We start from the raw sequence: 13,477 nt of genomic DNA on the forward strand, positions 1-13,477 counted from the left end.
CCACGCACATAAAAAAACAGTTTATGACTATCATTTACAAATCTCATTTCAATTTTTATTTTTCTTTTGTTCTTTTTCTCTGATTCTTTTTCTATTTGCTATAAATTCTTGGCGTTCCTTTTCATGTTGTTCCCACGTAATATTAAAAGATGGGAATTTGAAGCGACAATACACTAACAGGACGAACTCTGCTGATACTACAGCAAATGTATATAATATTATTGTTTGTATCACATAAATTGCCATTTCATCAAATGCATAATTAAGGTTTAAAAAAATAAATACAAGTAGAACTATTACAATGATTGTCATTCCAATCAATAAATATAATTTCGTATTAGTAAAAAACGAGACAGCCTTTCCTTCCAATTTATATCCCCCATGCTTTGCTTTTCTAAAAACATCAATCGTTGCCACAATGTGCATACAGATTGCACCTAATAGTATTAAACCAACATAAACCAGTGTTTTATTATCACATGGAAAATCAAAGATTTCTTCCACCACCATAGCCATAAATGGTAATGTTGCTAACTGAAAAGAATAAAATACAGTCACAATGGTTTGGAGTTTCTGTAATTTAAAAGCAATTTTTTTAGACATGAATAACATTAAAAAAACGAACTCCAAAATATACAATTTCACTTCAGTTTGTACAACCATCTTCTCAAAAGGAGTTAAAGAAATCTTATCACCATTCAGCAAAAAAATTAAAAACATAATAAGCATGGGTATAGAAGTATATGCAAAAACTCCTACATAAAAGATTCTTATATAATCCGGACTTAATCTGTTTCTATTTTCAATTTCAAAAAGGCCCAAATCTTCTTCCTTTATCTTTAGCATTCATTTATCCTACCTTCTAATTTTATATAAATTACCAAAATATTGATTTTAATTTTTTCAGGACCTTTTCATTTTCTTTCGTAAACTCTTTATAATTCCCAGACTTTAAATTATCGTTCATATTTACTGCCCATTTTACTAATTTCTTTGTTCCACTAACTACACTTTCTCCTCCGAGGCCATCAAATTTCTTATTCACAAACAATGAGGCTCCAATCCCCACCACTGCACCTATAGCTCCTCCTGCCAAGGTTCCAAGTGGTCCCACAGCAGTCCCAATCGCTGCTCCAGTTGCTGCCGCTCCCGCTGCATATGCTAAGTCCACACCTGTATCTAATGCAACATCTCTTACATCCTGTAGCTGAAATCCATCATCTTGTGACTGTATAATATTATCTACAACTGTCAACCCCGTTCCAATAATTGCCACACTTTTGAAGAGCGTCCCAGTACCTTTGAGTTTTTTAAATGTCTCTGGCCATTTCTTAAAATTGAATTCGTCAATGCTCTTTTGAAACTCGGTCCCAAATGAATCTGTCCATCTATTTTTAAATGCTTTTAAAAAACCTCCTTCATTCCGAGTCATCATAAAATCTTCAACCGCTTTAAATTCAGGCAATTTATAAATATCTTTTTTTGCTTGTTTTATTACATTTCTTGTTTCGTTGTTGTAATTGACTTTAAATTTATCTTTAAAAATAAATTTAAAAATAGTATCTTCATTTGCATCTGTAGCTAAAAGTTTGGAAGCCGCTACAATATCGGCATCGTTTAAAGTATTAAATATATATGCTCCTTTTCCTTTTCGAGCATTAACATCAAACTTAACACCAAATCCCAAATTTTTTTTCATGTAAACAAGGCGTAAATAACCAGAAAATAATCCGACTACTCCTTTTTTCGCTTTACCCGTATATCCCGCAATCATTTTAGCTACTCCAACTATAGATGCGAAGGTTCCTTCAGACAGAAGTTTTTCGGTTGTATCACTAGAAAAGTTCCCTTCAGTCTCTTGTATTTGTCTCATAGCACCATCTAATCCGCGTAACATGTCATCAAAATTTTGAAGATCATTTTGTTGACTATTGTAAGCCTCTAGTTTTTCTAACGTATCACTGATTTCTTTTTGACTTTTTTCAACCCCTTCAGAAATTCCTGATGATGAGGGATAATGGATCGGAACAATATCATTAATTGAACTGATAGTCTGTTGTGCTAATTCATTTGATTGATTAAAACTGTTACTATACCCATTAATTTTTTGCTTTACATTATCTAAATAACTCCCATAAATTTTCGTATCTGCATCACTATCAACAGAACTATTAAAATCTTCTATTGCTTTTTCAAATTGCATGCTTAAGCTTTCTGCTGCGACCATACAACCTGAAATAACACTTCCATGAACTCTAGATAAATGGCCTTTAATTCCATCAGCAGCAGCACCTTGAAATGAATTAATCTCACTAAAATCCGCTATCTTTCCTAATAATGATTCAAACTGTTGATTCAACTCAGTGGCACTTGCTTGAAATCTACTTTGAAGTTCTTTTACTTCTTGTAACTCTATATTTTTATCCACGTTTCTCCCTCCCTATTTTGCATGATAATTTGAATCTATCATTCTTAATTGTTTTTCAAGTTGTTCGTCTTTTTCGACTATTTTCTCCCCAGTTTGTTGTATTTTATTTAAGTCATTTTCTAATATCTGTTCGTATCGCTGCACCTTTTGAGATAACTTTTCAATTGCTTCACAATATTGAATCAGCCTAGTCAAATTCGTACGACTCAACTGCATACCATTAAATTTAGTCTTACCTAAATCACTAGCACCACTTTTCAAATCACTTACTTTCGCATCAAATACCCCTTTATTTAATTTAATTTCCCCCATTTATCATTTCCCCGCCTTCTGTACTTCTACTTGAATACTAGCGTCAACCATTGAAACACTTCTACTTAGAGAAAGAATACTAGACTCACATGTAGCGATTTCTCTTTCAAGCCGCCGTATGGCTTGATCGATGTCTTCTTGCACTCTCCCTAGTTCTCCGATAAATTTCCCTAAATTCGAAATGACTTGTTGTTCATACGTTTCTTTAAAAGTAGTTGCTCTTTGCCCTTTCCAACTACTCTCGTTTATTTCTAAGGACTTAAACTGCTCTTGATTTTGTTTAATTGCTTCAAGATTATTTACAAATTTCCCCTTAGCAGTTATTAGCCTTCTTAGTTTCATTTGTAGTTCAGCCAATTGCCCTTGTTGATGACTTATACTACTTAATAAACCAGATTTTTGACTATTTAATTCCTCTATCCCCATGCAAATCCCCCCTTAAATAGTTGGCACTTTAATTCTAGTAGCAAAACGATTTTCAACAAAATACCCTTCAAATGGATTTAATTTTGTACTACTTAAATCTTTATTAGATACATCGAAGACCATTTGGCCTGATGATTTTCTAAGTAAAATAACATGAGATTGCGTTTTTATTGTTTTTGAAACTAAGTCGTATCGACTGTCAATTGAATCAACATCACAGCCAATTACGAAGTGGATGCCCATAAATGCACCATTTGTTATTAATTCCGCTAAACTATATATATCGCTATCTTCTAAATTACTTAAAATATCATTTACATCTGCAATTACGATTACAATCGGCTTAAATTTCTTAATAAATTCTGCCGGGTTCACTGTTTCACTTGATGCTTCCTGCTCCTCTTTAAACGCCGCTTCTCTCGATTTATAAGCGTTTGTAACTTGTTTAATCGTTTTCTCAATTCCTGTTTTTTCAGCTACATATAAAGCAGCGCTCTCTCTATAGTTTGAGAAATTTCGTGTTCTTGTATCAATTAAACCTAGGTCAAAGTGTCCACTGTCTGCTAACTGTTGAAGGAATTGATGAACTACATTTTCAACTTCATCTTTCTTAATTCCCCCTACAACAATATTAGACGCTTCCGTTAAATCTAATTCGAGAGGCGTAACGTTTTCTGTCTCTACACCAAATGTTAGTTTGCCTGCTTCAATAATTTTTCTTGTTTCTGGCCATGCAATGAATTCCTTGTATTCCAGAACTTCAGGTACCATAGGAATTGCTTTCGGTCTTTCTCCATCCCAGAAGGAATCCATCTCTTTTCCTTCAGCTTGTATATTTTCAATTCGAGTAAGGACATCTTCTCCATTTGTCGGTAAAGCTGTTTGGAAGATTGTTGGTTCGTCAATTTTAACTAAACCACGGCCTGCTAATTCTTCAATTTTCAACTCTGTTCTTCCTACAATAGCTCTAGATTCTGCCTCATCTATCATATATAGCGCAATTTGTAGTTTAATATTTGTATTTACTTGTACTCTCAATGCATTTTGACGTGTAGCCGTAAGCATTAAATGAATTCCTACTGCTGCCCCTTCACGTACAATTTGTGCAATAATGCGTTCAAAGTCTTCGACAAATCCAGCTTCTCTAACAGCATCATAGTTATCTAACGTAATTAATATTGTTGGTAATACTTCTTTACTAGCTCTCTCATACATTTCAAGACTCGCAACACCATATTTACTTAGCAATTGCTTTCTATCTTTTAATAGGTCTTCTATGCGACGAAGAAATTTCTCGCATTTTTCAACTTGGTCTAATGTAATGATGTCTGCCACATGCGGTAAGGATTTTAATGGCATTAAGCCATTTGTTCCGAAGTCTAATAAATACACATGCAAATGCTCCGGACTATGCTGACGAGCTACATCCATAATGACTGATTGTAAGAATGTTGATTTTCCGTAGCCTGGACTTGAGAAGACCGCTACGTGCCCGTCTTTACTAATATCTAGTGTTAATGGTGTTTGTGATTGTAATTCAGGCTGATCTAGTAGACCAACTGTTGCTTGTAATGGTTTCTTTTCTTTCGTCCATGCTTCTTTGAACTGAATAGCGTGTAAGTCTTGTAAATATACGCTTTCTGGAAGTGGTGGTAACCATGGTCTTGCTAACGCTTCAATTTCATTTATTTCTGCGTAATCGTGAATGTAGTCAATAACAGCATCCAGTTCAGATGGTACGCTTATTACTTCTTTACTGCTACCAAGTCCACTTAAGTCTTCACTTAATATTTCATATTGTCCTAGATCATTTATTGCATAGATTGTTGCGTCTAAATATTCTTTATCCTCTTTGTTTTCTACATAGTCTGCTCCGCTCCAAGCTGATTGGAATAGTTCATAAATTTCATTATTCCCAACTTGTAAGTAAGCACGTCCTGGTAATGTAATTTCAGCAGCATCTGGTGTTTTTAAAATTTCATTACTATCTGATGTATTTTGCACTTTTAATGCTAGTTTGAATTTCGAGTTACTCCAAATTTGATCATCTACAACACCACTCGGTTTTTGCGTAGCTAATATTAAATGGATTCCGAGCGAACGACCGATACGCGCTGTTGAAACTAACTCTTTCATAAATTCTGGTTGTTCTGACTTCAGTTCCGCGAATTCATCACTAATTAAAAATAGATGCGGCATCGGTTCACTTACTAAGCCTTCTTTATACAGTTTTTGATACTGATTAATATGGTTTACATCATTTTCCCCAAATAAGCGTTGTCTTTTTTGCAATTCAGCTTTAATTGATGCGAGCGCTCTCATACTTTGTGCTCCATCTAAGTTCGTAATTGTTCCTAATAAATGCGGTAAGTTTTTGAATAAATTCGCCATTCCGCCGCCTTTATAGTCAATTAGTAAAAAGGCTACTTCGTACGGGTGGAAATTGACTGCTAGAGATAAAATATACGATTGTATAATTTCCGATTTACCTGAACCGGTTGTACCTGCTATTAATCCGTGTGGTCCGTGTGCTTTTTCGTGTAAGTTTAAGTTTACGATATCTTCTTTACCACGTAATCCAAGTGGTACAGCTAAAGATTTATGCGCTGCATTTTTCTCCCAACGACTTGTGATATTCAGTTCTTTTACTTTTTCAACGCCGTACATTTCTAAAAATGTTACGCTTTCTGGAATACTATTTTTTAAGTTTTGCAAATGATTTAATGGTGCTAATGCCCGTGAAATATCTTCTAAATTGAACCCTTTCGGTACGTGATTTAGTTTAAATTGACGGTTAACAAGCTCTCCTTGCTCTAAGATGATGTTCCCTTGTTTTGCATCTCTTATATCTATTACCGTTTTCACATGCTCCGGTAAACTTTGCATAACATCTTGTACAAATACAAGTGATACACCTAATTGACTCGGATCATCATTAAAGAATTCCATAACAACATGGTCTAATATTAGTTTTTCATCTGTAATGAGAACGACATAGTGCGGTGCAAAGTACATTTTTTCATTAGTAGAACTTTTTTCATCTAGTTTTAATTTTCGTTCTTTCAATATTTGATACAAACTATTTAACACTTGATCACGGCTACGATCATGGTATACAAATCCACGTACATTTATATCGCGAACACTTCCATGAGGTAACCAGCGCATCCAATCCCATTTTTCTTTTTCTTCTTCCGGAAAAATAGTAATAAACTGCAAGTCATAATAACTATGGAATAAAGCCGTTTGTGCAACTAATAATTGTAATTGCTCTAACACTAAAGAGCGTTGGCCAATATAACCGACTGGTCCATTCATTAAATCTGTTACAACTGGTACATCTTCCAATGATAGATAACGCTGTCTTAGTTCACGTGCTATATCGATTAATTCATCTTTCGTTTGACTAAATTCTTCTTCATTAAATTGAATTTCAAAACTCGTATTAGCTTGTCCTGTTCCAACGCTAAATGTTAAGAAATCATGATGTAACATTGTTTTTTCATAAATTCTAGGATTTACTTGAACTGCCATATTACGTATTACTTCTACATTTGGATTGTGATAATGTAATGCGTGACGCTGTTTTTCACTTTCTGCATGTAAATCTTTCGTTTTTTGTTTTATATACTCTCTATAACTTTTATCTCGTTCAACAATGTCGACTTTATATTGCTTCAAATTTTTAATATACGATGTGACAGAAACAATGATTGTTACTAATGTCATCGCAATCGATGCGATAATAAACATTCCATATTTCATGAAAATAGCAAGTAATACAGTTACGACAATCATGACAAGTGAAGGTGCAATGATTCTTGCTAAATGCTCCGTTGGTTTTGATGGCATACTTGAAGGCTTTGCAATTGTCATTTTCTCTTCTGGTTCACGGTAAATAATACGTGGTGAACGATGATAGTCTGGATAACCACTTTGATAATTCGTTTCTGATTCTACTAAAATAGGTAACGCAGATTTCACTTTATCTTCTGAAGAAAGTACTTGAATGTCTTCACTACCAATCTCCAATAAAATACCATCAAAATATAATACGTCTCCTGATTCCAACATAACGCTATCTTTTAACTTCGTATAATTATGAAATACATCCCCGCCATACACGTTCACTTTAAAAGAATCGTACAACGTTTCGCGAGATAGCATTAAATCTACACTAGTCCCGGTAATAGAAATATCATCGTAATCGTTTTGACTCACTGTAAGAGAATGTTTCGTTCCAATATCAAACACTTTAGTTGTGCCAACAATAGATATAAAGATTTTCAAGCTCATATCTCTTGTTTTCCCAATCTCAATTTCCTTATTGAATTCTATTAATTGATCCTGTACCATCCAAGCATTTACTTCATTATTCCACTTTAACTCTACTTCTTGTTCTAAACTTGGATTCGTAATATCATTTGTCCACTCTTTTCCAATCGACACTATTGATTGCTCATTTGGATGTAATGTGCACTTATATATTTTGTCTCCATAAGTCAATACTAATAGTTGCTCCATCCGTGTTCACTGCTCCTTTTCAACTGTCTCATCAAGTGCTTACTCTTTTTTCTCTGTGTCCGACAAATTTTTATCGTTTGATGAATTGCCATATTTCTTTTTATATTCATCTAATTGTTGCTCATATGTTTTTAACTTTTGATCACGTTCTTCCCCTGATAAATCCGGATTATTTTTCAGTGATTCAATTTGTTTAACAAGGCCGTACATAATAAGCTGAGGATCATCAAGTGTCTTAGCTAAATCTAATGATTTATCAAAATTACCTTTTCCGTTATACATCCAATACAGCAAATACTTTTCATCACTTTTCAAACTAATGTTTTTCATAATCGATTTCTTTTGAGCTTCACCTAGTTTTTCAGCTGTAATGTATGCAAATGCTAACTCATATTTAGATGCAATCGGTAATGATTCAAACTCCTCTTCATTCAATTGCGTAATGACTTTGTCATAATCAGTTGCTATGAAACTTGCATTTGCTTCTAACAATTTATTTTGATAAGGAAATTTTATAAAAGTGAAATATATTAAAGGAGCAGCTAAAATAACTGTCGCCGCTATGAAGGAAAAAGCTAAGTATTTAAATGATTTATAGCTTTTTTTAGGTACTAACTGCATATTTTTTTCTGTTTTTGTTTGTTCCTTCTCAAAGCTGTCATCAAGAAACTGCAGTAATGCATCTAAGCTTTCCATTTGAGCAACGGTCTGTTCAAATGTTGTTTCTTTTGCATCTTTTAGTAACCCAGCATACAAATCATCAAAGTTATGTTTTTGGGAGAATAAAGCAATAATTAGACACTTATATTGTGTTAAAAATTGCTCTTCTAATAATGGGGTTGGCGGAACAATATCTCGAATTCCTCTATGTATAATACTTGGTATTAAATTAGCATTAAAAACTATATTGTCTGGATGTAAAAAGAACGTGATTCGTTTATTTAAATATTTACGAAACTGCGCAACATTCCGAAGTAGTCTTAATTTCTCATTTCTTCCAAAACGGCTAAGATCGTCCCACTTATATAATTTTTTATCTACTTGATATAGAAACGTAAACATATCATCCGTTTCTTCTATTGTTAATGGTACAAATTCAGATGATTCGCCCGTAATTATATCGAATTGACGGAAGTCTTTTATACGTGTTTGAGATTTGGTCATCTCCAATTTCCAATTTTCTTTTTCTATTTGAAATTGATAGTTCATTGCATCAATTTGAATTATTTTTTCCGTCATGTTTATCCTCTTCTCCTTTTCTTTATAACCCGTAATAACTTATTTTCAAATAACTAAAAGTAAAAAATATTCTTTATAAAACTTGCAAAATATCTCCATCTGTTATTTGGTGATCAATTAAACGATCATTATCTGTTAAAACAATTGACTTATTTTTCACTTTAATTACAAAATGTGAACCTTCATGATTATCAATCTTTAGCGTATCTAATAAGTTTTTTAATAAATATTTAATAGATTGATGATTCGGAATACGCAAATCATATGTATTTCCATTCCATTTACTAAAATCTACTGTCACATTGATATGTGTTTGTATTGCCATCGCTTTACCTCCAACTTTTACGAAGAACCGTATAAATACCGATGCAAATAAGTAGAATGCCGCCGCCAAATAATAATATTATTGTTATACTAATTGGCTCTTCATTCATTGTTTCATTACTCGCTACTTCATCTGCACTTTTTCTGACAATGTATTCACTGCTAAACAAACTATTTTTCGTATCTTTAACACTATTATTCTCTTTTGTTTTTGTAAAAAGAGAATCTCGCAAAGCTTCCATATCTTTTTGTTCTTTCTTTTTCTTTTTCTCAATTTCTTCTTCTATATCTTTGTTAAATAACTCAATCGATGCTTTATCTAATTCTGTTTCCTTATGTTCCTTTTTATTTTTTTCTTGGTCGCTTTCTTCAAGTCGATCCACTTTAAACTTAATCTTCCCATCATCACCAAGATAACTGTCAGCCGCGCTCCTTATCGGTAGCGCGACAAACAGTAAAAGGATAGAGAGAAATGATAACTTAGCCACTATGCTCCATTGTTTGATCATTTACTTCTTTTTCCTCCCATTTCTTATGCCATACAAATAGATTACTAACCAATCCAATAATGGCAATTACAAACAATACGACAAAAATAACTTTCCCAGTATCTTTACCACTAATAAAATCATTTAGAAAACTTTCTATATACTGAAGCGGTGAGAATTGACGTATCTTTCCGACAGAAGACATTTGATCTACTTTACTTCCAACTGCCTCAGTTAAAAATAGGTACATGCTTAAAAATACTAATAGTATAAACATACCTACCATTTTTATTTGTCGTAATAAGTAGGTTGAGACCAATACAAACGCCATCATAATAAATGTGATGAACGCAATCCATAGTAAACTTTGATCCTGACCGAACTTTAAAAGACGCCCAGAAATGATACCTATACTAATCCCTTCCACAATTGATATACCGAAAGCTACTACTGTAGTTGGTACATTCATATCAATTAATGAGAATTTCTCTTCAAAATGATCTGATTGCATTCGTTTCTTTTCTTGATTCGCAATTGCGTATGCTGTAAATAATGCAACAATGAAACAAGTTAATACAATTAAGTACGGTGTAAAAGCATTACCTGCTGCAATTACTCCATCATTTTGCTTTTGAACTGGACTAGCTAAAAAGTCATATAGCATCTCATTTTGACGATCTCCAATACGGCTATTCGCTAAAATTTTCGTAAAGTTTTTGGAGAATGATTTATCATCTTCCATTTTCTTCGTAAAGTCATTTAATAATAAATCAGCTTTTGAAACAATTGTCGTTCCGCTGTCTTGAATTTCTTTTGCTTGTCCATTAATTTGATCAAATGTTTTATATACATCGTCTGAAGTTGCTAAACTATGCTTCGAACTTTCGACCAATGACTGACTTTGCATCATTAATGATTTAATACCAGAATCTAACGATAAAATAGCTGTTTGCTCACCAGCATGATTTGTTGTTAATACTTGCTGCTCTTCAACTAGCTTTAAACTATTCTCACGCCATTTCGCTAAACCTTTTAAATACTCTCCTAAATTTTCATTCATACTAGTTGCTTGTTGCGTCGTTCCATTTAATTTCTCCGCTAGTAGCATAGAATTTTGATCCGCACTAGTAATAGATTGTTGATAAGAGTTTATTTTTTGTTTTAAACCTGACATATCTTGCTTTATTTCTGTAGTAATACTTGATGAAACAAGATTTGAAATTAAATCAATTAAACTTTGTTTATTTAATACGTAGTACAAAGATTGATCCGTCGCAATTGCATCTAAACTTCCCTCTTCTAACTTAGGACCTACATCTTTCGTTCTTAAATCAATCCCATAATACATTTCGTAAAGGCTCATTAAACCTTGATAACTTTCGACTGTATCTACTGCTTCTTTAATTAATACACTAGATATATTTTTTGTTAATACTTCTGCTTTTTGATGTACAACTTGATTCGTTGTACTTTCAGTAACTTTACCGTTATCTGTTCCCGTTTCGCCTCCTGGATTTCCTCCGGTTCCGTTGTCTGTTCCCGTTCCGCCTCCTGGATTTCCTCCGGTTCCGTTGTCTGTTCCCGTTCCGCCTCCTGGGTTTCCTCCGGTTCCGTTGTCTGTTCCCGTTCCGCCTCCTGGGTTTCCTCCGGTTCCGTTGTCTGTTCCCGTTCCGCCTCCTGGGTTTCCTCCGGTTCCGTTGTCTGTTCCCGTTCCGCCTCCTGGGTTTCCTCCGGTTCCGTTGTCTGTTCCCGTTCCGCCTCCTGGGTTTCCTCCGGTTCCGTTGTCTGTTCCCGTTCCGCCTCCTGGGTTTCCTCCGGTTCCGTTATCTTTCCCCGTTCCGCCTCCTGGGTTTCCTCCGGTTCCGTTGTCTGTTCCCGTTCCGCCTCCTTGGCTTCCTTCATTATTGCCTGTTGTGTTTTCCATTTTTTTGATAATAGGCGTTTTAGCATTGTGTACTAACGGCATTATGCCATACTGTGATTTATGAACCACATTTTCCACCTTGCTATTTTCCGTTTGTGTTCCTTTATCTTCTTTGTTAGGTTTTTCTTTTTCAGGACTAGTTTCTTTTTTATGAGTCCCACTCAATTCCCACTGCCACATTACAGGAGAGAAAACATCTATATTGATGTTTGGATCTTTTAACTTCACATGCAGATCAATCTTTATATCCCCTTCATTACGAGGAGCTATTGTAATTTCTCCTGCTTCGCTTTGAAGAAAATCACTTGTACGATCCTCACCATCAATATGTAAGAATCCTGTACTTCCATCTAGTTTAAATTCTTCTGGAATCTTTATCTTCAAAATTTGCGGAGATTCCATTTTAATTACTTTCGCAGTATCACTAAATGTAATTCCCTCTGTATAAAGTCTATCCTTTACTTCTTTAATAGCGTTTCCTAAAGATATTTTATTTACAGGATCATAATAAAAATTATTTTCTTTATTATATTTTTTTGTAAATTGAATTACATTTTGCAGTTGTAATTTCGTTGCATCTGGTAAATCACTTTGACCGATTTCTTCCATGTTTAAACTAGGTAATTTCGCAATTAAATTCTCGATTTGTTTCTTTATTCGAGCATCTGGTTGTTTCATTAATGTATTTATGAAGATTTCTTGCTTTCCATCATTCGACATAGATTGCTTTAACTTCTTAATTACCGTCTCTTGAATATCACTTTCTAACTTTCCTGCAAGTTCTGTATCATATTCAGATACTTGTTTTTTTACATCTGCTAAATATTTTTGAATCGCTGCAGCATCAGTTAAAATATTCGGTTCTTTCTCTGAAAACGTAAATTGATTTGAAATAATTTTATTAGCGGATTCCAATGCACTTAATTGCTTTAAAGCATCGCCTGTATTCATATCATTCATATATTGATTGAATTGATTTGTGAAATTATTCGCTAACAAATTGTTATCAGTTTGCATTTTTTGAAAGTTATTAAAACCATCTAAGTACGTACTGTTAGATTTATTCCCTTCATCTAACGCTTGACCGAAACCTTTTAAAACATCCTGAAATCCTTTGAAACTATTAACAGAAACACCTGTATAATCTTGTACTGTTTTAAATTGATTTGTGTAATTTGCTAACGGACTATGTATATCTTTTTTATACATAGTTGTTTGAACGTTTCCTTTTTCAATTATTTTACCTATATTATCTTGTGCACCTTGTAGCTTACCGATAATACTCGCAAAATAAACGTCGATTATTTGCTTATTGAAATCTTCTAAAATAACAGAAGCTGTATTTTCTGCCTCAGCTTTCAAATCCTTATTCCCAGTTGCATTTACTTTGTAGTTTAACGTTAATTTCTCTGGAATCTCTGAATCAATCGCAACTGCCTTCCTAGAAAAATCATTTGGAATAACAATCATCATATTGTAATTATTATTTTTTAATCCATTTTCCGCTACCCCGCGACTAACTACGTACCATTCTTGTTTCGTATTTTTATTTACATTTTTAACAAATTGATCTCCAAACGCTATTTTATTGCCCTCAAATACAGTGCCCTGATCTTCATTCACCAACGCAACTGTCATTTTTGGTGTAGTATTCTCATTAGCTTTCTTAACATTTTGATTTAATGCTAAATAGGAGACCCCTGTCGATAGTACAAGAGCTAAAATAATAAACAACAAGATGCTCCATTTGAACTTTTTCACTACTTATCACTCCTGCGACTGCGAGTCTATCTGATGAAAGACTTCGTATCT

Annotated in this window: 9 protein-coding genes; all 9 read right to left on the minus strand. The window is 33.8% G+C overall.

The window, feature by feature from the left end:
• Positions 1-48 precede the first annotated feature (48 nt).
• Positions 49-846, minus strand: coding sequence for a hypothetical protein (locus B9A45_RS19420; protein WP_030025438.1), 798 nt, complete (start codon positions 844-846; stop codon positions 49-51).
• Between the two features lie 31 nt (positions 847-877).
• Positions 878-2,428, minus strand: a complete 1,551-nt coding sequence (locus B9A45_RS19425; RefSeq protein ID WP_044307210.1) for a T7SS effector LXG polymorphic toxin — start codon at positions 2,426-2,428, stop codon at positions 878-880.
• A gap of 12 nt (positions 2,429-2,440) precedes the next feature.
• Positions 2,441-2,740: a TIGR04197 family type VII secretion effector gene (locus B9A45_RS19430; protein ID WP_053512322.1), complete on the minus strand. Its 300-nt coding sequence runs from the start codon at positions 2,738-2,740 to the stop codon at positions 2,441-2,443.
• Between the two features lie 3 nt (positions 2,741-2,743).
• Positions 2,744-3,166 (minus strand): YwqH-like family protein, encoded by a 423-nt coding sequence (locus tag B9A45_RS19435; protein ID WP_000510565.1) that lies wholly within the window; start codon positions 3,164-3,166, stop codon positions 2,744-2,746.
• Positions 3,167-3,178: 12 nt separating this feature from the next.
• Positions 3,179-7,690 (minus strand): type VII secretion protein EssC, encoded by a 4,512-nt coding sequence (gene essC, locus B9A45_RS19440; RefSeq protein WP_084064586.1) that lies wholly within the window; start codon positions 7,688-7,690, stop codon positions 3,179-3,181.
• Between the two features lie 39 nt (positions 7,691-7,729).
• Entirely contained in the window at positions 7,730-8,929 is a 1,200-nt protein-coding gene (gene essB / locus B9A45_RS19445; RefSeq protein ID WP_000136611.1) for a type VII secretion protein EssB, read from the minus strand.
• Between the two features lie 73 nt (positions 8,930-9,002).
• Entirely contained in the window at positions 9,003-9,254 is a 252-nt protein-coding gene (locus B9A45_RS19450) for an EsaB/YukD family protein (protein WP_001007571.1), read from the minus strand.
• A gap of 4 nt (positions 9,255-9,258) precedes the next feature.
• Complete coding sequence (gene essA / locus B9A45_RS19455; RefSeq protein WP_000595658.1) at positions 9,259-9,762, minus strand: type VII secretion protein EssA; 504 nt, start codon at positions 9,760-9,762, stop codon at positions 9,259-9,261.
• Positions 9,734-13,426 (minus strand): type VII secretion protein EsaA, encoded by a 3,693-nt coding sequence (esaA, locus tag B9A45_RS19460; RefSeq protein ID WP_084064591.1) that lies wholly within the window; start codon positions 13,424-13,426, stop codon positions 9,734-9,736. The genes essA and esaA overlap by 29 nt, the downstream gene beginning before the upstream one ends.
• Positions 13,427-13,477: the final 51 nt, after the last annotated feature.

Origin of the sequence: Bacillus sp. JKS001846 (assembly GCF_900176455.1) — a bacterium.
Classification (GTDB): Bacteria; Bacillota; Bacilli; order Bacillales; family Bacillaceae_G; genus Bacillus_A; species Bacillus_A cereus.

Bases quoted from the DNA above. Each gene is read 5' to 3' on its own strand.
- B9A45_RS19420 (WP_030025438.1), bottom strand. From the start codon at position 846: ATGCTAAAGATAAAGGAAGAAGATTTGGGCCTTTTTGAAATTGAAAAT.
- B9A45_RS19430 (WP_053512322.1), bottom strand. From the start codon at position 2,740: ATGGGGGAAATTAAATTAAATAAAGGGGTATTTGATGCGAAAGTAAGT.
- B9A45_RS19435 (WP_000510565.1), bottom strand. From the start codon at position 3,166: ATGGGGATAGAGGAATTAAATAGTCAAAAATCTGGTTTATTAAGTAGT.
- essC (WP_084064586.1), bottom strand. From the start codon at position 7,690: ATGGAGCAACTATTAGTATTGACTTATGGAGACAAAATATATAAGTGC.
- essB (WP_000136611.1), bottom strand. From the start codon at position 8,929: ATGACGGAAAAAATAATTCAAATTGATGCAATGAACTATCAATTTCAA.
- B9A45_RS19450 (WP_001007571.1), bottom strand. From the start codon at position 9,254: ATGGCAATACAAACACATATCAATGTGACAGTAGATTTTAGTAAATGG.
- essA (WP_000595658.1), bottom strand. From the start codon at position 9,762: ATGATCAAACAATGGAGCATAGTGGCTAAGTTATCATTTCTCTCTATC.